Source organism: Mucilaginibacter tolerans, assembly GCF_030519375.1.
Taxonomy (GTDB): domain Bacteria; phylum Bacteroidota; class Bacteroidia; order Sphingobacteriales; family Sphingobacteriaceae; genus Mucilaginibacter.
Map to the genome: position 1 here is coordinate 41,198 of NZ_JAUMKB010000001.1, position 22,559 is coordinate 63,756.

Here is a 22,559-nt window from a genome sequence, read left to right on the forward strand (position 1 = left end):
AGGTTGTAGAAATTGTTTTGGTTGCAGAGTTTGTATAGGTTGGACGGTAATGAGTAGACTGATTGTATTAGTTAGTAAAGGTTTAAATCACTTCAACTATTACAACTTCTACAACCTTTACAACCTCTTTAATAAATCAACTACTCCTTAATTTTTTCTTTCAAAAGGCTTACCTCATGCGTATGGTATACTTTTGAAAATGCTGGTACCGACTTGGTGAGCCATACGTTACCACCGATAATACTGCCCTCGCCTATCACTGTGCGCCCGCCAAGTATAGTGGCTCCTGCGTAAATCACCACATCATCTTCTACTGTCGGGTGGCGTTTGGCGTTTGCAGGGGTTTTGCTTACGCTTAATGCACCTAAAGTTACACCCTGAAATAATTTCACATGACGGCCTATAATACAGGTTTCACCGATAACTACTCCCGTGCCGTGGTCGATATGAAAATACTCTCCTATCTGCGCAGCGGGGTGAATGTCAATACCTGTTTTGGAGTGAGCATATTCGGTTAATATACGCGGGATAAGCGGCACACCCAATTGGTACAATGAATGCGCCAAACGATAGAATGAAATTGCATAAAAGCCTGGATAAGCCCTTATTACTTCAAATTCGCTTTTTGCAGCAGGGTCACCATCAAAAGTAGCCTGGATATCCGTATTTAATATGCGGTACAATTCTGGAAGACCATTAAAAAAAGTAATGGATAGTTGTTCGTTTTTTTCGTCGAGCGTGCCACGGGTTGCATTCAGTATATCATAAAGCATATGCTCCAGCTTCTTGAATTCTGATTCAAGCTGATGAACATAGGTAAACAACCTGTTGGATTGTTCAGGATAAAGCAAACGGATAACCTGCAGGGCCCAGTCAGCTATCTCCTTATTGGACGGCACGGCTCCGGTAATTTGCTGTTTATCTAATATATGCTGATAAAATGATTTATCTATCGTCATTTTTTCTACTCTCTTAGCTTTAAAAATACAATCGCTCTGCGAAACAATTTTAATCAAAAACCGCCTCTGCCTGGTCGCCTAAATGTCAAAAACAGAGGTTGATTGCAAGGATTTTTGCGACCTGCTGCGGGGTAAATCAGACTATTTCAGGCTCATAAAACACTTGCTCCTATGAACGTATGGTTGAGCCATAAAGTTACACATTATATATAATACCCCGCATGTTCTACCTATTTAATAGTTAAAAATGGGTGTTTTTACGGTACCGGTATTCGGGTTTTACTTAATATAAAAACAAACAAAACACTGCTGACATAAGGCTGTCACTCGCGCGCAGTTACTTTGAATTGTAAATCAAAAAACAGAAACGCTATGACAACTATCGAATCACTATTAAAAGAAATGCACCAGGAAGCCGAAACTACCCGCAAAATGTTATCACGCATACCGGATGATAAATACGACTGGCAACCACACGAAAAAAGCATGACCATTCGTCGTTTGGCTACTCACCTGGCCGACATCCCGTCATGGCTAGAAATTACGATTGACGATGACGGGCTCAACTTTGCTACCACTACTCATAAAGAGCCCGTAATTAATAATACTGCCGAGCTTTTGCAATTTCTGGATGAAAGCGTGAGAAAAGGCGGCGAGGCACTAAGTAAAGCAAATGAGGAATTGCTGAAACAAGAGTGGACACTGGCTAATGGCGACCAGGTATTGAGCGTACGGCCTAAAAGCGAAGTAATACGTATGGCCTATTGCCAGATCGTGCATCATCGCGCGCAATTAGGTGTTTATTTGCGTTTGTTAAATGTCCCTATTCCAGGCAGCTACGGACCAAGTGCCGATGAAATGAATTTCTGAGTTTACCAAAAACTTTAATAGGCAGGAGAAATAAACCAACTCCTGCTTTTTTAGTTTTCCACATTTTCACCTGCTAAAAATACCGTTAAAAAACGGGGTGCTTTTCTTTTTTTTTCAGCGTAATTTAGCATTGTGCTGTAGGGGATATTACATTTACGAGGTATGGAAAATTGGGACTATTATATTTCCGGTATCTGGAAGCTGAAGACCGGCGATGAGGAATATATTACCGACGTATTTCTGCACAACGCAAGTAATGGGTTTGGCAAAGGCATAAAAACCAGCACAGATGACGTAGCAGAACTGCTTAAGAATGGCGCCAGGATAACTACTATTACCTGGAACTATCATTTGATACAGTGGCGCTTTGGTGCAAAGGTTGAATATGAGAAAATAGATGGTGCAACTATCCTGCGTACCTCGGCTGAGGCCAGCACGTTTGACGACCTGGAAAGCGCTATACAGATGCAGTATCTGATGGCCGAGGAGCCGAACATAAGCTTTAATGGCTAAAACTGCGATATAAATATCTGAATTTTATCTGTGAATATAAATTGGTTAATTAGTGGTGTGCCGTTCTTTAAAGAACGGCATTTTTTTATTTATTACCTTTTACAGCCATTTAATGACAACAAGACCCGGAAGCCTGCACCGGAGGACACTTAACGCTTCCAAAACTGCAAAAAACACAGCAGTCTCCTTTACGAGGCTTCAGAACTGTTTTACAATTTTCGCACTCATAAAAATACATGCAGGAATCTCCAGGCATTGTCTCTTCTTTTATATAGCCGCATACCGGGCAGGTAATAACCGATAATAAGTTGATCTTTGGCGTCATATCAAACTGCGCAATTGGATCGATGCTGATCAGGCAGCAAATATAATAGCCTATGTGATAACGTGATATCAGTTATTAAAACATATATAAGCGCTTATCAGTTGTAATAATAACCAACTATCTACCTATGATCAGTATTTATGTACCCCTTGCGGTGGTAATATATATTTTATTGCTCTACCGCATACCCAATCGTTTATCGCGGATAATGATATTTGTCTTTCTGTTCGTCACGTTTATTCTTAATAACGTATCTGCCCAAAAAACCACCACACATCTTGATACGATAGTACCAGGAAAGGGCACTCCCAAACAGCAGATCAAACAATTCAAACAAATAAAAAAGCAGCAATTAAGCGACTCAACCGGAAAAAATGAGCCGGCAAAGAGCCCATTGGTGGATACTACCGTAAAGAATAAATATGGCGACCTGTTAAATGACGACATCAAGTTCAACCAAAAGTACCCGGCCTGGAAACCTGCCGTTGAAGTAGTGGGCATCAATGTTTTTGTCTGGTCCCTGGACAGGCTTGCATTGAATGAAAGCTATTCGCATATAAGTCCCACTACCTGGAAATATAATATCCAGAAGGGATGGGAATGGGATGACGACCGGTTTGGTATCAACTTTGTTGGCCATCCTTATACCGGATCGTTGTATTTCAATGCTGCCCGGTCGCAGGGATACAACTATTTACAATCTTTCCCTTATGCTGTGGCGGGTAGCCTGATGTGGGAATATTTCGGAGAAAACACCCGTCCCTCATATAACGACATCATTAATACTCCGGTAAATGGCGCTTTTTTAGGAGAAATATTTTACAGGGTGAGTTCCAATATTCTCGACGACCGTATATCCGGCGGCAACAGAACCTTCAGGGAAATTGCAGCAGGCATTATCAACCCGGTAAGAGGGCTCAACCGACTGTTGGAAGGCAAAACTTTCAGGCATACCAAAACGCAGGTATATCAACAGGAGCCATTAAATGTAACGGTATCCGGCGGTATTCATAAAATAAACCAGGATAACAAAACCATATTCGGTGCCGGGCCAACTAATGCTATGATCAACGTACAGCTCGATTATGGTAACCCGTTTGAAATACGTAAACGCAAACCTTTTGATATTTTCAGGTTTAAAACGGAGTTTAGCTTTGGCACCGGACGCAAAATGCTTGATAATATTTTAGGATACGGATTGCTGTTTGGCAAAAGCACTAATTGGGGAAAGCTTTCTGTACTATATGGTGCATTCCAGTACTATGATTACTGGGATAACAAAACTTTTGAGCTCGGCGCATTGGGCTTTGGCGGTGGATTAATCACCAAGTATCCGATAACTAAAACGATTGATCTCTTCACCAATATTCATATAGCAGGAGTACCCTTAGCAGGTAACAGTACCCGCTATGGCCCCGATTCCACACAGGTGAGGGATTATACTTACAACAATGGTGTCGAAGCAAAATTCGAAGCCAGGCTCAATATCGGGACTATAGTAAGCACGTCGTTGTCATACTATTATTATATCCTGCATACATTTGACGGGCCTCCCGGAAACAATTATGTAGCCATACTAAGGCCGCGCGTTGACGTCCGCCTGTATAAAAATTTAAGCATCGGCTTCGAACATTTCCAATATTATGACGATCGTTATTTGAAAAATTATCCGGCAATATTTTCAGACAGGACCGAGCAAAAAATATTCCTGACGTACTTTTTTAAAGACTCCCAGCGCAAGGAGGAGTATAATGCCTATTAGCTATCAATAAGCTGATACACTATTGGAGCTAAAACGAACAACTTGAGACTCAAAACTTATAACTACCGCCGTTTCTTATCTGTAATAACAAGTATAATTCCACCGGCAATTAGTGCACCACCCAAATATGGTGGCCATGTAAGTTGTTGTTTCTTATCAACCGAAACCTGGAGCGGGCCAATATCTACTACTTTCTCTCTTTTCGTAAAGGAAACACCCGACCATATGAGCATTATAGCCCCGGCGATGATTAAAATAATTCCAAGATTTCTATTCATGACAAGTTTCTTTAAGTGTATCTAACAAGCAATTAACAGCCAACTATTTACTTCTTATTTTCCGATGGTAAAAAACAATTTCCTACTATCAAAAAGACTTAAATCTACGGTTGTTACGTCGTTTTACCGGGTTTAAACCTACATAAAAATACCGTTAAAACACGGGTTTCATGGTGTTATCATATGGCTTAAATTTGTATCAATACAACTGTATATCATATTGTGACTATGACTTCTTTTACAACACGTTCTAACAAAGATTTAAAAAAGGCATCTGAATATTTTCAGAAAATGCATAGTGAGCTTGGCATAGAAAAGTATAAACTTGCCAAATATCAGGAATTGTTTAATCTGGCCAGTTTTCAGGCAATGCATGATGCTGACCTGGCATATTATTGTATTTACCGTAAATGCTCGGAGCATTCCAGTTCAAAAGAAGATTTACTGAATTGCCTTGCACAGGAGGAGTTATTTCTACCCAGACATCCTGATGCGTTTAATCATGAGATTTTTCGCAGGCACGCATTGAATGCCATAAGCGAAATAAGGGAGCATCTGGAGAATGGGCAATTGGATTATTTATACTATTGATAGGTTTGACCGATCTCCTTTAATAATATCGGTTAAAATACTTTTAAATTAACTAAAACAAATCAGTAGTTAATTTATTTATTGATTGATAGTTAACTGTATAAAACATAAGGAAAACACACATCTACATCTACCTATGCGAAAACTTGTATTTATCGACGACGATCCGATCGACCATTTCCTCATGAAACACATCTTAAGGGGAAAGAATTATTTCGATATTACCACGTATACCATTTATGGTTCGCTGGTGCTTGATTATATTGAAGAATATAAATCGCAGCCCGAAAAACTTCCCGACATGATATTCGTCGACCTGAATATGCCTTTGTTTAGCGGTTGGGATTTTTTGAAAAGGATGGAAAAAATGTATAATGAAATTTCGAAAGAGATACCCGTTTTTGTAATATCTTCATCCTTGCGCCCTGACGACAGGGCCACATCATCAAAGTATTCTTTTGTGCAGGATTTTATAAGCAAGCCGGTAAATGGCGAAGAAATTGAGCGGATAATACACACTCAAAATGTTACAGGTTCGTGAGCTGGATCATCATGCTCTTTTAATTCATCAACACGTTTATTGGTTTTTATAAGCACATCGTCAAGTTCGCCTGTGCATTGCTCCATCATGGTGATATATTGCCTCCGCTCCAACTCGCTCTGACTATCTTTCGTTAGCTGAATAAGACTGATAACCGAGCATAACGATTTACGCACCTCGTGCGAATTTAGCCAGGCAATCTCATGAAGGGCGGCATTTTGCGCTTTAATCCGTTCTTCTTTAAGTATGGTATCCGTAATATCGGTCGCCATTACCATGCGGCACTCCTTGCCTTCAAAATAAAGGTCGTTGGTAAATATAGAGGCATATATAAGTTTACCGTGCTTGGTTCTATGTTTCCAAACTCCCTGATCACTCAGATCGGCTGAAAAATTATTTACAGAATGTATAAGTTTTTCTACCTCTTTTTCAGGACGGATATCCATTACTGACATCGATAGAAATTCGTATTCACTGTACCCATACATTTTGGTTGCCGCTTTATTCACTTTCACAAAGCGAAAATTATCGGTCCTGAATATCCACAGCGGGCTCGGATTGCGTTCAAACAAATTGCGGTATTGCTCCTCTGAAAACAGGATAGTTTTCTGCTGTTTCTTAATCTGGAAATACAAAACTATGGCTGTTACTGCCACAAAACCCAAATGGTTGAGGCTCCTTACAATTTCCCGGCCGGTAGCATTAAGATGTTTGTCTAAATTAGCCAGTAAAGGGTGACTGTATAATGCCCACAATATACCCACAATTAAAAAACCAACAGGGATTTTAAACAGTCTTAAATTCATGCTACGGGGGATGAGGCGGCCAAACTAAACGATAAATTTATCTTGTTTTACGCCCAAAACCCGCAAATAGTTATACTGAGGCCCGATTATTGTGTAACGCCTTTGTTACTTCGGGGATTTAGGTTAATAGTCGTCTTTTCTCCCTCACTTCACACATTCCTGCAACATCTCAGTTTGTTTAACGCCTACCGGCCCGTCTGTAGCTTCAGCAATAGCTTCGTTTTTTGTCTTGCGGTATTTTGAAAGATTGATGAGCAGCACGCTACCCAGTATGATGACCAAGCCGGTTATTTGCAACAATGATACATGCTCGTGCGCAAAAAACATTCCTAAAATCACCGCTATCACCGGGTTTACATAGGCATACGTACTTACCTGCGTAGCTGGCCTAACCTGCAGTAACCATACATAAGCGCTGAAGGCCGCTATCGACCCAAAAACTACCAGGTAGCCCAATGCGCCCCACGCCCTTAGCGGCACTTGGGATAGGTTTAGATGATCAAACTCATGGTTAAGTAAACTACCGGGCAGGAAGATCAGTCCGGCAATGATCATTTGCCAGGCTACGTTGACAGCTCCCGAACCTTCCGACGGGTGATGTTTAGAATATAACGATCCCGACGACCATGCTATTGAACCCAGGATCAGCAGCAACATACCGACAAGTTTGGACGCTACTGACCCACCATCAAATATGGCGCCCAATTGCTCACCAAATAACAGGATCACCCCGGCAAAACCAATAATAAGTCCGGCTATAGTTGATTTATTTTTAAAATTGACACGCCAATTCTGCGTATCCAGCAACACAAACCAGATTGGTGCAGCCGATACCAGTATAGCTACCATAGCGCTGGGTAGTTTCTGCTCAACCCATATCACCGCACCGTTACCACCGCACAGTAATAATATACCAGTTACCGCCGATGTAACAATACTTCTTCGGTTAAATAATTTTTCGCCCTTTATAGCACACCAGGTCAGCATCAGCAAACCTGCGGTAAAAAATCGCATAGCACCCATCAGCAGTGGTGGAATGCCGTGGATGGCCATTTGTATGAAAAAGTAAGTAGAGCCCCAAACAATGTAAACTGTAGCAAAGGCTATAATAACCAATACAGGTGAGGCAGATTTGTTGGTAGCAGGTGTCATATTTATCAGTTTTCAGGTATTACTAATTGTTGTTGTTCTTTCACAGTTTCCAATACGATGGTGGTACGCGTGCTGAGCAGGTTGGGTATCTGGCTAAAGTTGTTACGCATCAGGCTTACCAGGGTCGACGAATCGTATGTGCGTACCTTCACCAAGTAGCAGTCATCGCCGGCTATGTGGTGCACTTCCTGTACCTCGGGTATTTTGGCTAAGGCCTCGGCCGTATCCGTACACCCCGGGCCATCGTTTGCTTTCAGAAAAATAAAGGCCAGCATTTTTTGCTGCAACGCCACTGGATTGATACGGGTAGTATATTGTTGTATCACCCCTTTTTGCTCCAGTTTTTTTACGCGCTCCAATACACCAGATGGTGCCATGCCCAGCTCGCGGGCCATATCGGCATTGCTAATGCGGGCGTTGTCCTGCATCAGCCGCAGGATATTCAGGTCTATTTTATCCAGTACTAATTCCGTCTCCGTTATCATACAGTAAATTTACCTACAAACAGAATATAATTCAAAGCACAATAACAAAAAATGAATTTAATTCGACAAAACTATCGATTATGTGTTTAAACGTGTAAATAGGAGCATAAAAGGAGGTAGTACTGGTGTAGGGGTATCTGCTTTCTTGGCTAGAGTTAAATTAAAAAAATGTCGTTGATGCTGGTGCTATGGGCTATTCCTTTCTTGGTGGATTGGGCCTCTTTTTTTGCTCCAGCAGTTCGCCCAGGTAATTGAAACACCGATTCAATATTCTTGACGTGATATGTTGTTGGGAAGGTATCAAATTTGTGATACCACTGCTTCAAGCTCTAGCGGTGTCAGTTCAAAGCTGTGAGTAAAAATTTACGAAATTCTCAATGTAATAGTGCGAAGATGTTTCCATCATATATGCCAATACCGTCATTTTGTGTAACAATCATTAGGACATTTTTCCCGATAAATTGCATTTTCAACACATTCATAGGTGATCCAACCGCGTCATGTTGCCCACTGGCCCAATTCAATTTAAGCTGAACAACTTTCTGCCAGTCTCCGATTGTGGATAGATTTTTATTCGGATCGCCTTTATATATACTATTTTGAGAATAAAAATAGATACAACCGTCAACCGGATTAAATGTAGCTGGGCCAATATATTGAGGATCTGGATTACGATGTGACTTACCATCCGCCTCATGAAAATAAGATGATGACACAAAAATATTATCCCCTTTAAAGTCATTTACTTTTATTATACTTCCACTAAGTAGCATATGCATCAGTCCTGTCGAAATATAAACATTACTATTCCCCTCAAATATTGATTTCACGGGCTCAATTCCATCTTTGAAAAAACCATCTGTCAACTGGATGAATTCTTTTCTTTTTGTACTAAACACATACAAATCACCGCCCCACTCGCCGTATCCGTAACCCATCCATATATTATCATCCTTATCAATAAAATAAGTGTATGGTTTACCTATTTTGCCAGGCAAATATTTGACACTTTTATTTAAAGAAAATCTTGGCAGATATTTATGATCATGATATATATCAATTATACCACCGGCCGTTATGCTATAGCAATTATTATGGCTATCGAATACTACAGCAAAAATATCTGTATCGCATCTGGCTATTCTTTTTAATTTTAATGTTACCGTATCAACCGCCTTTATCTGATGGAATGAGTCAGCTACCACTATATTCCCATTATGGTCTTTTGCAATTGCGACTATATCTTGCAAATTATTCGTATTCTTCCCAAGCGATAAATTGGTGTTCAAATCAAATATCTTGATCTTACCGCCTGTTGTGAGCCCCCATAAATTTTTGCCTGTCACAACCGCGTCAACATACTGTTTGACTGATTCATTAGGTTGTCCTTTACAAGAAGACAAAAAAAACAGGGAGATGAAAAGGGTAAAAAACAAACGCATATTCAATAAGGTTTATCTATTTCTAATATACGGCTTTTTAATCTATCAATGACCGATTTATAGAGTTTTATCACCCCGCCGCTTTTCGTTCTTCCGAGTCCTTATTCCCCTGCACCTCTTTCAATTGCAGTTCGAATACACGCATACGGGCATGAAGTATGTCTACCTCGGTGCGCAGCATTTGTATTTCGGTGATAAGCTTGGCCGAATCCGGTTTATTGATCTTTTTTTCACCAGTACCAAGTATGAGCCATTCGGGAGAGTATTTTAGCTGAAAGCAAAGCTTTTTTATGAGGTAATAGCTTACCTCCTGTTTTCTGTTGATCACTTTGCTGATAAAGCCCTGATCGACGCCAATCTCATTGGCAAGCGCAAGCTGACCGCCGTGATCTTTTACAATTACCTTTAAGCGTTTTACTATTGCGTCGTCAGACATGGGTGCGGTTTTTCTGCAATAATAATCAAAGTGTGCAGAAAACAGGAAAGGTTGAAAAAGTAAAACTTAATCAACCTTCCAATCAATCAACCAACTAACTGATATTGTGATAATAGAATTATTAAATTAGGCATGTACCTGAACCACCGAGCCAGATACTGTGGCCCTGAACTTGTTTACGCTGATTAGCAGCGAGCCAAGTTTGGCGTAATATGCAGTAAGCGGCATTTCGCGGTTTTTATAACCGGCAACCAGCCTATCCAACTGTTTCATCAGGTTTTCCTTAGCCTGTTCTGTTTCCACATCCCCGTAATCCGGGATATTCAACGCCGACCTGATAGCGGCAATTTTTAACTCAGCCGACCGCAGCATAAACAACGGCGGCACATTTTTATTATGCCTTAATATCTCATTAACTTTCTTCTTGTTTTGGATATCATATATGATAATCAACAAAACGATGAAAGACCCAGCTCCTAAAAACAAGTAAAAATAGTTCATAACAGCGTAAATTAATTAAGTGAAATGATTGCCCAAACCCTGTGTTGAAGAAACACAATAGATAGTTTTACGCAATTAGAGCTGAACTAGTTACGCTGTTTTTTAAGAATTTATTAACAATTACGGAAAATTCGCCGGGAAAGATACATTCCACCCGTTGGTGGTTACGGTTTCGTCGCCCGAAGCGCTGATATCACCGGTTATTGGCAGGCCGTCAACATAGGCATTTATAGCGGTATGAAGGACATTGCCCAATACATCTACCTTTAAATGATCTCCTGCTTGCGCGGGTACCGCCAACAGATAAGGGTGACTGATATTAGACACACTATCAACCATTTTCGTAGTTCCGCTATGAGTGAGGTATACTTTGACACTGTATAGAGAATCATGCGATACAGCAACGCGCACCAACTGCCCGTTTATATCCGATGAGTTGAGGCGCTGCATGGCAGTACTGGTTACGGCAACCGTTGGTAACAATACCCCATTGTGGTAATAAACATAAGGCTCTGATGACGCTATGGTAAGTAAAGTAGCCGTAAGTTGTGTTATTTTAAAGTCCTGCGTCGTATTATCGGCATAAGTCACATGGATATTCAGTTTGCCATCAGAGGTGCCTGATAAAACATAAGTACCTTTTTGAATGGTACCAGGATCGGGCCTGATGGTTACAGTGTTTAGCCCGTCAAACGCAAAGGCAGCCGCGGGCAGATTCTGGCCCGGCAATAATGGATTACCCATACTGTCGACCACCGTAAGTGTTTTAACAGGGAACACCCAGCTACCCTTAAGTTGGGTATTTACTACCGCAATATCAGCTTGCGACAGCGTGATGGAAGATTTTGCTGAGTCCTTTTTACAACCGCTCAATATAGCTCCCGCTACCAGCAAAACAAATAATAGTTTTTTCAAAACGATTCGAATATTAATATTCGGTGTATAATTTGTAAAGGCAAACCAGGGTGTTGCCCGGCCTGCCTTTATACGTATAAACAGATCTATTGTTTCAGCGTATCTACCTACAGCTCACGCACTTTTACATTTCTGAATTCGATGTGGTGACCGTGATCCTGCAAAGCAATGTGCCCTTTGTGATACTCGGCAAAGCCTTTCCACCCTTTAAATTTACTGCCCGCAACCAGCTCTTTCCATTTATCATCCCACAAGTGGGTTTGTACGGTTTGCACACCATTCAGCCAAAAAGTAAGCTCGCCGTTTTTTAGTTTTATAACGGTATGGTTCCATTCGCCTGCAGGTTTTTCAACTTCCTTTGCAGGTGCTATCATGTCATACAAAGATGCCGCCAAATGGTTTGCTTTCTTATTGTCCTCAGCCTTTTTATCATCAAGCAATTGATACTCGGGGCCAGTCAGATACGTCGCATCAAAAGCCTTATCCTCGTGCACGATGAAGATAATACCGCTGTTACCCCCTTCCGAAATATTCCAGTCAATCGATAACTCGAAATTCTCATACTCCTTATCGGTTACTATATCACCCCTGCCCTCTTTTACCGCCGGGTCAAGTTGTAAGGTGCCGTCTTTAACGGTCCAGGCAGGTGTAGCTTCCGTTTTCAGATAGCTGTGCCAGCCTTTTGTTGTATTACCATCAAACAGTAATTGCCAGCCTTCTTTTTTCTCTTTAGCTGTAAGAGTATTGTTGGTTTGGGCCATCAGGCTGCTACCAGCCAGCAAAAGGGCGGGCAGAATAAGCATTGTTTTCATTTACTTAGCTTTTTTAAAGGTATTTGTTTAAAAAGGTAAATGTAAATAAATAAGGATTGTTTGAAAGCCTTGTGGGTAAAAAGTGCAAATGTGGAATGTTATTGTTACTTAAACAGTCTTCTTTAGGATGGTCGCAGAGAAGATCGACCGTCCGCCAGTTAGCGGACGGGTCAAAATGAGTTGAATATCAGATTAGTTTAGCTTGATTAAATTGCAATCCTACTCCGTCCTCAAACTCTTTACCGGATTCGCCAACGCCGCTTTTATCGCAGTATAACTTACCGTTAGCCATGCAATAAATATGGAAGATAAAATGGTTACAGCAAAAAACCACACCCCAATTGTAATATGGAAGGTATACCCCTGGAGCCAGTTATGCATAAAATACCAGGCAATAGGCGCAGCAATCAAAAACGCCAGGATCACCAGTATGGTAAACTCTTTGGATAACAGGATCAGGATATCTTTTACAGGTGCACCAAGCACTTTGCGTATGCCGATCTCCTTTTTGCGTTGTAATGCCATAAATGATATCAACCCATACAGGCCCAGGCAGGAAATAAAAATAGCGATCCCCGAAAATACTTTGTAAAGCATTGAAAGCTGATTTTCCTGCTGGTAGTATTCGGCAATGGCCTCGTCCATAAATTTATACTCGAATGTAAATTCCGGGAAATTTTTATTCCATAAAGCTTGCATGGCGGCTATCGCTTGATTTTTCTTCCGGAGGTCGATCTTCATATTTACAAATTGGTAACCACCTTTTGCAGTTGTTAGTACGATGGGATCAATAGGGTCACGGAGTGAGTTATTATGAAAATCCTTTACCACCCCTACAATCGGGAAAGTTTTTCCGTTTACATTGATCATTTTACCAATAGCCTCCTTCGGATTCCGTATCCCCAACTTTTTTATTACGGTTTCATTCACCACAAATTCGCGCATAGTGTCTGACGCGAAATAAACCCTGCCGGCTACAAGAGGCAGATTGTATACACGAAAATAATTGGTATCGGCTACTTTCATGCTAACAATCATATCCGCGTTTTTACTATGCGGATCGGCACGCAAGTCAGTAGCCCAGCCGCCATCGATAGTTGAAGGTGTATGCGCGCTGAAGCTCAGCAGTTCAATACCCGGAGTCTGCAGCAGTTCATTGCGCAAATAATCCCATTTCAGGCGCGAAACGCTATCGCCCGGAAACGCGGCATACACTATTGCATCCTTCCTGAATCCCATATTTGCCGTACGGAAATAATTCATCTGGGAGGCCACCACCAGCGTACCGATGATAAGTACCTGTGCTATAACAAACTGAAAAACAACAAGTCCCCTCCTGAATAAAACGCCCTTTCGGTGATCTGACCCTGAAGCGCTTTTTAAAACACTTACCGGTTTAAATCCTGAGAGTACGAGCGCCGGATAAAATCCTGAGAGCAATGACACCAACAACCAACTCCCCAAAAGAACTGCGATCATTAACAGACTATAAAGTATCGAGGCCGACAGATGAATATTAAGCAGATTATTACAGGCAGGGATAACCGAAACAACAATCAGCAATGAGATAACCATGGCCGTCAAACTGGTAATGCTTGTTTCACCTAAAAATTGCGCAATGAGTTGCCCGCGGCTACCTCCAAGTACTTTTCTTACCCCTACTTCACGGGCACGGTTAACCGCCTGTGCAATAGTAAGGTTGATGAAGTTCACACAGGCTACAATAAGCAGGAAGAACCCTATCAGGCTAAGAGCAAGAATCAGGTCCTTACTAAATGTGCGCCCGGTATAATTGCCCAGGCGTTCGTCGTAATGCACCTCGCTTAGCAATTGAGGCACAAGATTATATCCAGGGTTTATGGGTGTTATATGTTTTGCCGTGAAACCGGCCAGCAACTTACTTAGCTCGCTCTGGGTATGGCCTTCTCTTAGCTCTACAAAACAATAATTGCCGTCATTAATGTTACCCCAGTTTTTTACATCCATGTATTTTTTAAGCGTGACATAAGAGATGATGGCCTTTATCGGAAAATCAGTGTTAACGGGCATGTCATTCAACACGCCGGTAACCTTTACGTCGATGCCGTCCATTTTTAGTGTTTTGCCTATCACCCCTCTCCAGTCGCCAAAATATTTTGAGGCGGTGTTTTTGGTGAGCAAAACACTGTTGGGTTCACTTATAGCCGATGTGATATTACCATCGGCCAGGCCAAAGTTGAAAATGTTAAAGAATTGGGGTTCGGCAAAGAAAAGGCCGTTAACCTCTTTAAAGCGTTTAACCGCACCGTTCTTTCCCGCCGGAATGATCACCTGTACGTTATTATCATCCACAATAGCAGCTGAATTGGCCAACTGTGATAGTTCGGCCCGTAGTGCTGGTGTTACCGGTACTGGTACCCCGGTGCGATACTCACGGTTAGTGGCATTTTTCCCTACACGCACCACACGATATATTCTATCCTTTTTGGGGTGAAAATTGTCAAAGCTTTGTTCATATTGAATTACCAGGAATATTAAAAGGAAGGCGGCAAAACCCACTGCAAGGCCTGCGATATTGATAATGGCATTCCCTTTTTGTCTAAACAGGTTCCGGATGGCTGTTTTAAGGTAGTTTTTTAACATAGCTCAGAACTTAAGGTGTTTGGTGATGACCTTAAATACCAAAATAAATGCCATTATTTTAAATAATTGATAATAAGCGAATTAACAATAATAATCTTTGATATCAGTGTCCGCTTATGATGCAGCGGATGTACGGTTTTAACGATTTATAAGACAAAAACCGATACACACGAATATAACAAGCTAATTTTTCGGAGTAATACCAGACTAGTAAACAGGCTCAAATTGTTTGCTCTTAGCCCGCGATAAAAGCCTGACCAGGTAATCGCATTGCTTTTGAAATTGTGCACAGCAACACTTCACGCAAACTTGATCTCCATTATTAACTGAAACATGCGGGTGCTCTTTGTGAGTGGTGCAATAGATCGACCCTATAAACGATTTTACCTTTGTTGTTTCCATACTAATTCTCCCTTTTTTAGTGAAACCTCCCTTGGGTAACAAACAACTTTTGGAGAATGTTTTCGTTAGTGTTAATTTTTTTTAACACAGGCTATAATTAAGTTAAAATCATTTTAACTGTTTTCAGCGCTTTAACTAACTGATATTCAACGGATAATCACATACATCTCATCAACACGCATAAAAATGCTCGTATCTTTTCTAAAACACCCTTCGTATAAGCCTCTGAAAATCAGATAATATTTTTTAATATAAATCTAAACCCGAATTTGATATGCGTAAAAATGAAGTGACCCGGTTTTTACAACTGGTAACGTATTACGAGGTATTACCCCTGAATGCCGGAAAAACAGATTACAGCGAGATTGGGAAATATTGCCTCCGTACCGGCTTTGTTAACGCGACGCCCGATGGCAATTATATTATTGCAACCAAAGGCTGGGATTTGCTGAACGGCAAAATTCAATGGGACGACCAGCTCCCGTTATTAACTACCTATCCTCCGGTAAATGATAAAACCATAAAGACAACTTACGTGCTTGCAGGAGCAGCCGTTGGCGGAATACTGGTTTATGAACTGGTAATAAAAGTACTTCTCAGGTAAATACGTTTCGTTTAAACAGGTAATGTAAACCAAAATGTGCTCCCCTCCCCGGGCTTGCTTTCTACCCCTATTTGCCCGCCGTGCTTTTTTATAATTTCGGAACTGATGTATAACCCCAGGCCGAGCCCTGTGCTGTTAAAGTTATTTACTTCGGCGCGATAATAACGGTCGAACACATAAGGTAGCTTTTCAGGCGCCACGCCCGGACCATTGTCTTTTACCGAAACTTTTGCTTCATCATACACCCGCTCAACAGATAAAATTATATCCTTTGACTGCGGCGCATATTTAATGGCGTTGTTTACAAAATTTACCACCACCTGATCAATCCGGCCTTTATCAGCACAAACCCTTATCTCTTTATCACCCTGAATAACCAGTTTGTATTTATCTACTGCATGAATATGGTGGCAGCATTCAACCAGCAAGTCGGCTATTACAAAATTTGTTTTATGCAGGTGGAGATGCCCCTGCCCGATATTGCTGGCATTAAGAAGTTCGTCAACCAGTTCGGTCAGCTTCTCAACACTTCGTTTTGACCTGGTTATCAGCTTTGGCACCATATCGTGCGATGGTTCAGCTTTCATCCTGTCTAATAACTGAATAGATGCTTTTAAACTGGTAATAGGTGTTTTGAGTTCATGGCTGGCAATGCCTATAAAATCATCCTTTTTCTGCTCCAGTATCACTCTATCGGTTACGTTATAAAAATTTGCTACTACAGCGCATACCGACTCATCATCCAGCAAGTTAGTAATCGAGTTTTCTATCCATATCCATCGGCCATCTTTATGCTTCATACGATGAGTAAATGAAATATTTTTACCCGGATGTGCCAGCAGGTCTTCCATATAAGCCTTCATTTCGGGCAGTTCCTCCGGGTCGGCTAATATCCAGGGCTCCATTACCAAAAACTCGTCGGCAGTATAGCCAATTACCCGCTCGATCGACGGACTAACGTATACCCTTTTCCCCTCGCGGTTGGTCAGCACTATGCCCTCTGATCCCTTTTCAATCATTGCCCTGAACAGCGCCTGTATTTGATTCACTCGCCGGTAAGCGGACATAATAACCGAACTTATAAGGATAATAAAGGTAGACTCGGCAAAAAAAATGGAAATTTTATATAGTGCCAGGCTGGTAAACTTGAACTCGCTATTTGGCGCAAGGAAAAAATAATCAGCTGTCACCGCTGCCAAAATAATAGCCACTATAGCCGGACCAATGCCTGCCATAATAGTACACAGGCAAACAATGGCAAAGTATAGTAAAAAGGGACTGCTTGCATTGATAAAACCCAGAAACTGCAACTTAAAAAGGGTGGCAATTATTACCAGGATTAACGGCAAACTATACCTGGCGTAAAAGGGGCGGTTCTTACGCTGCTCAGACCATATCAGAAACCTGTGTATAGCGCTTTTTTCGGCAAAAAATGGTCTGTTCCTTCTCATTTTGCAGGAGTATTGGCAGATAAGGCTAATTACAAATATAAGTATTTAAGGCACTTAAATGTTTTAGTAAGAGCATGTAGATAGTATAGATTCAATTGTATAATTTCACACCTGTAACTAAAATCTCTTCCAATAAATGGCCGTTACTTATCGAATCGCGAATACAAATGAAGAATTTGAAATGGGCAGGAAACTTTTTGAAGAATATGCCCGTTCGTTGAATGTTGATCTCTCATTTCAGAATTTCTCAAAAGAACTGGAAGCCATCAGCCAACAATATTACAAGCCATCAGGTGGTCTGCTGCTTGCATTTGGCAGTGGTTTACCTATTGGCTGTGCCGGTGTAAGGCTATTGGATAAAGATACGGCCGAGCTAAAACGTATGTATGTAAAAGATGAATATCGTGGACTAAAAATTGGCGTAGCGCTTTTACAACGCTCTATTGATCTGGCTAAAACATTAGGATACAAAAAGCTCAGATTAGACACCCTGGCAAACATGGCAAAAGCCCAACAACTTTATCATTCATTTGGCTTTTACGAGATCAATGCCTATCGCCATAACCCTCTTCCAGGGACAATTTATATGGAAAAAGATTTATCTCGTGCGTAATGGTACATGATTGCACATAAAAAGATATCATTAAATAACCTCATCCCCAAAAACTTCCCAGGTAAGCGGTTCAGTTATTTCGCTCAGTTTTTTGAGTACATGCGGAGGTAAACTTTTTTTCTTTATTCTATGAGCCCTGCTATAGCCATTCGGGAAGCTTGATTTATAGATGTACTTTCTGCTTGAAAAATTAAAATCCGAAGAGCGCTCGTATCCGCCATTTGAACGGCTTCTGCGCGTAGCCCCTATCAAATAAAAATCATTCATCTGGTAGCCGACCATATATACCAGTTCATCTTCCCCATCATGAAGCAGGTCGAAATGAATACCCAGCACCCCTTTCGAAATCGTTATATCGCGGTACGGATCGGCATCATAAATCTCCCTGCTGCGCAATATAAAAGTATTGTGCTGTAGTTTCAGCTCGTAATGATTGCCCGCGTTAAACGCTATCATCAATATCCTTGGGTGAGTGTCCTCCCCGTGTTCTGCAATTCTTTGGCGGCATTCCAATATCATTACCAAATCTGCCGCTTTATCATTATTAAGGTCGCCTGTTACAGTGTCTTTTATTTTCCAGCCTTTAGGTACAAAGCCCGCAACACTTTTGGCATTTTTAGGAAGTGTCGGAAATACGTAGGATTTTATTTTGGTATGATGTTTCGTTTTCCGGTGGGCTTGTCCGGTGACAACCTGCATATTCATTATCTGAATAGCAACTAGCCAAATCAATAAAAAGGGGGCTCGTTTCATTGGAAAGGTTACTGGCTGATTAACATCGTCGCTTTGTCAACACCCTGATGCTTTAATGTTATACGATGTTCCCATCTGCAAGGTTTAGTTTTGAATAGCTACAACTCAGCCGCCTGTCATTCATGCTGTTAAGTGAGTATCCAATACAATTTTCAACCCGTTTTACCCCTCATGTTAACCTAAAAGTTAATAATTGTTAAATTTCAATATTATGACGTTTAAGGTATTGCGAAAACTATTTATTTAGCTAAATTTAATCTATTACAAAGAACGTGCTTATGGTGAGGCTTTCCATACGTGTTTTAGGGTTTTTCATACTGGTATCGGCGGTAATAACTGCCTGCCAGAAGGATGAAAACGTAAAGCAGGCAGCCACCCAGACAACCGACACCACCAAGGTAAGCACGATGCCCACCACGGGTAATTTTCTTGCCAGCAAAGGCACCCTGACCGTTAAATTCAAGGATTCTACTTACACTTTTGATGCTGAACAGGACTCTATTGCCTTCGTGAACATCAACATAGACGACGAACAATACTATGGTCTTACAGCCATAAATAAGGCCCATACCGTGAGCTTTGGTATCAGTTCGTCCGGTGCTCCTATTGACGATGTAGCCAGCGATATATCAGGAGCTCAGTTTTTGCTAAAAGGAACAGGCAAAAAAAACCTGGAGTACACGTTAATTCAAAGCGAGCAACCACAAAAACCGGGCACCATATCTATCGAGAAATACAACCAGGAGCTTACCCTTGCCAAAGGTACCTTTCATACCCTGCTTGCCACCGAGACCAAAGGTAACTCGCCTAAATACGTAGTAGAGGGCAGCTTTGAGCTAAAGATACAGTAAGACACGTTAACATTTTTGAGTGAGTGAATGAGTGAGGGGTGAATGGTGAATTTGTTTGCAATGACAATTTTACACCTTGGCTATTGACCATTGACCAAACTACTCCCCCTCCAGCGCCACCACAATAGCAGTACGCATCTGCGGGTCATTAAAATCTGGCGCAACATGCCCGCGGTCGCTGTCCATTACCAGCAATTTAGCAGGCAATAATTTAGAAAACTCTATGGCAGGCGTCGGGTTAACCAGGTGATCCTGCCTGGAGCTGATGATCAGCATTTTTGCCTTCACATGCTTGGCCGCTTCCTGCATAGAACCGCCGTAAGGTTTGGAAATATCATGCCCGATTACTGCTTTAGTTTGATACAGATAGTCGTTCCAATCGCGGGTTTTTGTAATTTGAACCTTCTTCATCCACACGGCGAAGCTATCTCGCGACATGGTTTTCACCTTATGTTCAGGCGTGGTTGAGGCAAACTCTGACAGCATTACTGCCGGCACTATGATGGGGTTCTGCTTATAGTTTCCATGTTGAAATGCCGGATCATTCTCGATCACCCTGGCGTAGATATTGTAACCCATCAGATCATAGCTGCTTGGCCGCGGACTGCCTACTATGGGTATGAGTACTTCCATAAAACTAGGGTGACTTACCGCCCACTGAAAAGTTTGTATGCCGCCCATGGATATCCCCATCACCGCATGCAGATGCACAATGTCCATCTTGCCGACCAGCAGCCGGTATTGGCTTTCCACCATATCCCTGATGCTGAAATGCGGGAAACGTGGCCCATGCTGCTTCAAGCTGTTTGAAGGTGATGACGACACCCCATCGCCCAGGGCATCTGCAATGATCAGGCAGTATTTCGTGGTATCAATGGCTTTCCAAGGTTCGGCATATTCTACATCCTTTGCCGTACCGCCATACCAGCTCGGGAACAGGATGCCATTGTTTTTGGCGCTGTTCAGTTTGCCATAAATGCGGTAACCAATGCGGCAGTCCTTTATCACCTGTCCAGATTCTACTTTAAAATCGCCCAATGTGGCAAATTGTTGTCTGTCAGGGGCTTTCTGAGCATGGCAAATGCCAACGCAAGTAAGAAGTAAGAAGGCAAGAATGCAGGTTTTCATAAGCGGATTAAGAAGCTATGTTATCCAGTTCATCAATATGTATCAGCAGATCCTGGTGAAAAGTATCGCGCTTAAAACCATCAGGGGTGTAATAAACCACGTTCACATATTCATCGCTTTCAATAAAGCCGCCTTTGCCGTCATCATCTACCACATAACCCTCCACTGCCATCTTTGGCCCATCGGCAATCATCACCACAATATCACCTAAAATGAATTTCTTTTCCATGATGGTAAAGATATTAAGCCTGCTACATATTTCATAAAAGCAGGTATTTTTGACCTTAATGAAAACCATTGACGATCTTCTCCACCTAGGCGACCCGCGCTTATACCAAATATGCGAACCTGTTTTGCCGGGCGACCTGCCGATGGTAAGCACCTGGGTGGCCGACTTGCATAATGTAATGCAGCAGATACGTGAGCGTTATCATTTTGGCCGTGCCATTGCCGCTCCGCAACTGGGTATTATGAAACGATTGATCTACATGAATATCGACCGGCCAGTGGTAATCATTAATCCTGTTTTGAGCAATCTGAGTGATGAAAAATTTGAATTATGGGACGATTGCATGAGCTTCCCTAATCTACTGGTAAAAGTATTGCGTCACCGCGAAATCACTATTGATTACCTGGACGAAAACGGGCAACCACAGCAATGGCACCTGAGAGGCGACCTGTCTGAATTGTTGCAGCATGAATACGACCATCTGGAGGGTATCTTATGCACTATGCGCGCAGTGAGTGAGAAGGCATTTAAGTGGAGGAAGTGAAACTGGCTAATCTACTCACCTGGTCTATGCACTTATGTAATTAATCAGCTCAATGCTATCCGGTGCACCAGGTACACAAAATCGTCGAGCTGCATAGGCTTGGCTACGTAGCCATCGGCGCATCCACATTTTGATATTTCGTCTACGGTTTTAGTTGGCGAATACAGAATAATGGGGATCTTCCCGGTTTGCACGTTTGCTTTCAGTTTGGCACACAGGTCATTGCCCTGGGTATTGCCCAGTTGATCGCCTACCACAACAATATGCGGCCTGATGCGGCTTATGTCTTCAATGGCAGTTTCCTTCTTGCATCTAAACACTTCGTATCCGCTATTTTCAAACGTAAAGGCCGACATCTCGCGGGCATCGCTATCTTCTTCAACTATGGCTAATTTTTTCACTTTTTTATGAATTGATGAATGCTAATTTATGCAATTAAATGGAATGTTGCATAGTCAACAGCAATGTTTCCCGCTTGTTTTCCATCTAAAAAAGGCAACTACTAACAATCTGTAAAACCTGCTGATATTCAAAAATTTATGTTAAGAAACCGGCCAAAATTTTATTTAATTTTATACTGCAATTATAAACCAACCACAACTGTATTCCTGCGCTAAACACTTAAACAAACACATTATGACGAAGTACCTGATTAGAGCCTCTTACACACCTGAGGGTGTAAAGGGAATGCTTCGCTCCGGCGGCACTGCACGGAAGCAAGCTGTTGAAAAAACGTTGAGTGAAATGGGCGGCAAGCTTGAGGCATTTTATTTTGCCTTTGGCGACGCTGATGCCTATGTGATCGTTTCACTGCCGGATCATATAACGGCCGCAGCCCTGGCGTTGAATATCAATACAACGGCACTGGTATCAATTAACACTACCGTTTTACTAGATCCCGAAGATATTGACGAAGCAGCGAAAAAAACGGTACACTACCGCGCTCCTGGCAGTTGACCAGCTTATCTGCGTCT

The 22,559-nt window shown here is 41.8% G+C and carries 27 protein-coding genes; 10 read left to right on the top strand and 17 right to left on the bottom strand.

Annotated features, from left to right (window positions below; all coding sequences use genetic code 11):
- Nucleotides 1-140: 140 nt before the first annotated feature.
- Nucleotides 141-959, bottom strand: coding sequence for a serine O-acetyltransferase (locus tag Q3A68_RS00235; RefSeq protein WP_302898976.1), 819 nt, complete (start codon nucleotides 957-959; stop codon nucleotides 141-143).
- A 372-nt stretch (nucleotides 960-1,331) separates the two neighbouring features.
- On the opposite strand from Q3A68_RS00235, the gene Q3A68_RS00240 reads away from it, so the two are divergent.
- The gene (locus Q3A68_RS00240) at nucleotides 1,332-1,829 is read left to right on the top strand and encodes a DinB family protein (RefSeq protein WP_302898977.1); all 498 of its coding nucleotides are present in this window, start codon (nucleotides 1,332-1,334) and stop codon (nucleotides 1,827-1,829) included.
- Between the two features lie 162 nt (nucleotides 1,830-1,991).
- A complete protein-coding gene (locus Q3A68_RS00245) occupies nucleotides 1,992-2,342 on the top strand; it encodes a hypothetical protein (protein ID WP_302898978.1) in 351 nt (116 codons plus the stop codon).
- Between the two features lie 109 nt (nucleotides 2,343-2,451).
- On the opposite strand, the gene Q3A68_RS00250 is transcribed toward Q3A68_RS00245, so the two are convergent.
- Entirely contained in the window at nucleotides 2,452-2,667 is a 216-nt protein-coding gene (locus Q3A68_RS00250; protein ID WP_302898979.1) for a GDCCVxC domain-containing (seleno)protein, read from the bottom strand.
- Between the two features lie 127 nt (nucleotides 2,668-2,794).
- Between Q3A68_RS00250 and Q3A68_RS00255 the strand changes: the two genes are divergently transcribed.
- Nucleotides 2,795-4,429, top strand: coding sequence for a DUF3943 domain-containing protein (locus Q3A68_RS00255; RefSeq protein ID WP_302898980.1), 1,635 nt, complete (start codon nucleotides 2,795-2,797; stop codon nucleotides 4,427-4,429).
- A gap of 62 nt (nucleotides 4,430-4,491) precedes the next feature.
- On the opposite strand, the gene Q3A68_RS00260 is transcribed toward Q3A68_RS00255, so the two are convergent.
- The gene (locus tag Q3A68_RS00260; RefSeq protein ID WP_302898981.1) at nucleotides 4,492-4,707 is read right to left on the bottom strand and encodes a hypothetical protein; all 216 of its coding nucleotides are present in this window, start codon (nucleotides 4,705-4,707) and stop codon (nucleotides 4,492-4,494) included.
- 228 nt (nucleotides 4,708-4,935) lie between these two features.
- Here Q3A68_RS00260 and Q3A68_RS00265 point away from each other — a divergent pair, with 228 nt between their 5' ends.
- Nucleotides 4,936-5,298, top strand: a complete 363-nt coding sequence (locus Q3A68_RS00265) for a hypothetical protein (protein WP_302898982.1) — start codon at nucleotides 4,936-4,938, stop codon at nucleotides 5,296-5,298.
- Between the two features lie 136 nt (nucleotides 5,299-5,434).
- On the top strand, nucleotides 5,435-5,839 hold the full coding sequence (locus Q3A68_RS00270) for a response regulator (RefSeq protein WP_302898983.1): 405 nt from the start codon (nucleotides 5,435-5,437) through the stop codon (nucleotides 5,837-5,839).
- Here Q3A68_RS00270 and Q3A68_RS00275 read toward each other — a convergent pair.
- The 9 genes from Q3A68_RS00275 to Q3A68_RS00315 all read right to left on the bottom strand — a co-directional run bounded on the left by Q3A68_RS00275 (nucleotide 5,818) and on the right by Q3A68_RS00315 (nucleotide 15,010).
- Entirely contained in the window at nucleotides 5,818-6,645 is an 828-nt protein-coding gene (locus Q3A68_RS00275) for a PAS domain S-box protein (RefSeq protein ID WP_302898984.1), read from the bottom strand. The two genes, Q3A68_RS00270 and Q3A68_RS00275, sit on opposite strands and share 22 nt — an antisense overlap.
- 144 nt (nucleotides 6,646-6,789) lie before the next feature.
- Nucleotides 6,790-7,797 (bottom strand): EamA family transporter, encoded by a 1,008-nt coding sequence (locus Q3A68_RS00280; protein WP_302898985.1) that lies wholly within the window; start codon nucleotides 7,795-7,797, stop codon nucleotides 6,790-6,792.
- 5 nt (nucleotides 7,798-7,802) lie between these two features.
- Nucleotides 7,803-8,282, bottom strand: coding sequence for an Lrp/AsnC family transcriptional regulator (locus Q3A68_RS00285; protein WP_302898986.1), 480 nt, complete (start codon nucleotides 8,280-8,282; stop codon nucleotides 7,803-7,805).
- Nucleotides 8,283-8,656: 374 nt separating this feature from the next.
- On the bottom strand, nucleotides 8,657-9,724 hold the full coding sequence (locus tag Q3A68_RS00290; protein WP_302898987.1) for a ligand-binding sensor domain-containing protein: 1,068 nt from the start codon (nucleotides 9,722-9,724) through the stop codon (nucleotides 8,657-8,659).
- Nucleotides 9,725-9,794: 70 nt separating this feature from the next.
- Entirely contained in the window at nucleotides 9,795-10,160 is a 366-nt protein-coding gene (locus Q3A68_RS00295) for a helix-turn-helix domain-containing protein (RefSeq protein ID WP_302898988.1), read from the bottom strand.
- 126 nt (nucleotides 10,161-10,286) lie between these two features.
- Entirely contained in the window at nucleotides 10,287-10,661 is a 375-nt protein-coding gene (locus Q3A68_RS00300) for a hypothetical protein (RefSeq protein ID WP_302898989.1), read from the bottom strand.
- Between the two features lie 120 nt (nucleotides 10,662-10,781).
- Nucleotides 10,782-11,576 carry a hypothetical protein gene (locus Q3A68_RS00305; protein ID WP_302898990.1) on the bottom strand — a complete coding sequence of 265 codons (795 nt, stop codon included), beginning with the start codon at nucleotides 11,574-11,576 and terminating at the stop codon, nucleotides 10,782-10,784.
- A 107-nt stretch (nucleotides 11,577-11,683) separates the two neighbouring features.
- Entirely contained in the window at nucleotides 11,684-12,388 is a 705-nt protein-coding gene (locus Q3A68_RS00310) for a 3-keto-disaccharide hydrolase (RefSeq protein WP_302898991.1), read from the bottom strand.
- A 219-nt stretch (nucleotides 12,389-12,607) separates the two neighbouring features.
- Nucleotides 12,608-15,010: an ABC transporter permease gene (locus Q3A68_RS00315; protein ID WP_302898992.1), complete on the bottom strand. Its 2,403-nt coding sequence runs from the start codon at nucleotides 15,008-15,010 to the stop codon at nucleotides 12,608-12,610.
- Between the two features lie 676 nt (nucleotides 15,011-15,686).
- On the opposite strand from Q3A68_RS00315, the gene Q3A68_RS00320 reads away from it, so the two are divergent.
- Complete coding sequence (locus tag Q3A68_RS00320) at nucleotides 15,687-16,016, top strand: hypothetical protein (RefSeq protein ID WP_302898993.1); 330 nt, start codon at nucleotides 15,687-15,689, stop codon at nucleotides 16,014-16,016.
- An 11-nt stretch (nucleotides 16,017-16,027) separates the two neighbouring features.
- Here the strand turns inward: Q3A68_RS00320 and Q3A68_RS00325 are convergent, their stop codons facing one another.
- Nucleotides 16,028-17,467, bottom strand: a complete 1,440-nt coding sequence (locus Q3A68_RS00325) for an ATP-binding protein (RefSeq protein ID WP_302898994.1) — start codon at nucleotides 17,465-17,467, stop codon at nucleotides 16,028-16,030.
- A 136-nt stretch (nucleotides 17,468-17,603) separates the two neighbouring features.
- Here Q3A68_RS00325 and Q3A68_RS00330 point away from each other — a divergent pair, with 136 nt between their 5' ends.
- Nucleotides 17,604-18,080 (top strand): GNAT family N-acetyltransferase, encoded by a 477-nt coding sequence (locus Q3A68_RS00330; RefSeq protein WP_302898995.1) that lies wholly within the window; start codon nucleotides 17,604-17,606, stop codon nucleotides 18,078-18,080.
- A gap of 30 nt (nucleotides 18,081-18,110) precedes the next feature.
- Here the strand turns inward: Q3A68_RS00330 and Q3A68_RS00335 are convergent, their stop codons facing one another.
- Nucleotides 18,111-18,833: a hypothetical protein gene (locus Q3A68_RS00335; protein ID WP_302898996.1), complete on the bottom strand. Its 723-nt coding sequence runs from the start codon at nucleotides 18,831-18,833 to the stop codon at nucleotides 18,111-18,113.
- 278 nt (nucleotides 18,834-19,111) lie between these two features.
- Here Q3A68_RS00335 and Q3A68_RS00340 point away from each other — a divergent pair, with 278 nt between their 5' ends.
- Nucleotides 19,112-19,684 carry a hypothetical protein gene (locus Q3A68_RS00340; RefSeq protein ID WP_302898997.1) on the top strand — a complete coding sequence of 191 codons (573 nt, stop codon included), beginning with the start codon at nucleotides 19,112-19,114 and terminating at the stop codon, nucleotides 19,682-19,684.
- A 99-nt stretch (nucleotides 19,685-19,783) separates the two neighbouring features.
- Here Q3A68_RS00340 and Q3A68_RS00345 read toward each other — a convergent pair whose 3' ends face one another.
- Both Q3A68_RS00345 and Q3A68_RS00350 read right to left on the bottom strand, forming a co-directional pair.
- Nucleotides 19,784-20,812 carry an alpha/beta fold hydrolase gene (locus tag Q3A68_RS00345; protein ID WP_302898998.1) on the bottom strand — a complete coding sequence of 343 codons (1,029 nt, stop codon included), beginning with the start codon at nucleotides 20,810-20,812 and terminating at the stop codon, nucleotides 19,784-19,786.
- A gap of 7 nt (nucleotides 20,813-20,819) precedes the next feature.
- A complete protein-coding gene (locus Q3A68_RS00350; protein WP_302898999.1) occupies nucleotides 20,820-21,041 on the bottom strand; it encodes a YodC family protein in 222 nt (73 codons plus the stop codon).
- Between the two features lie 58 nt (nucleotides 21,042-21,099).
- On the opposite strand from Q3A68_RS00350, the gene Q3A68_RS00355 reads away from it, so the two are divergent.
- Nucleotides 21,100-21,585 (top strand): peptide deformylase, encoded by a 486-nt coding sequence (locus Q3A68_RS00355; protein ID WP_302899000.1) that lies wholly within the window; start codon nucleotides 21,100-21,102, stop codon nucleotides 21,583-21,585.
- A 44-nt stretch (nucleotides 21,586-21,629) separates the two neighbouring features.
- On the opposite strand, the gene Q3A68_RS00360 is transcribed toward Q3A68_RS00355, so the two are convergent.
- The gene (locus Q3A68_RS00360) at nucleotides 21,630-21,986 is read right to left on the bottom strand and encodes a response regulator (protein ID WP_302899001.1); all 357 of its coding nucleotides are present in this window, start codon (nucleotides 21,984-21,986) and stop codon (nucleotides 21,630-21,632) included.
- Between the two features lie 235 nt (nucleotides 21,987-22,221).
- On the opposite strand from Q3A68_RS00360, the gene Q3A68_RS00365 reads away from it, so the two are divergent.
- On the top strand, nucleotides 22,222-22,542 hold the full coding sequence (locus tag Q3A68_RS00365; RefSeq protein WP_302899002.1) for a GYD domain-containing protein: 321 nt from the start codon (nucleotides 22,222-22,224) through the stop codon (nucleotides 22,540-22,542).
- Nucleotides 22,543-22,559: the final 17 nt, after the last annotated feature.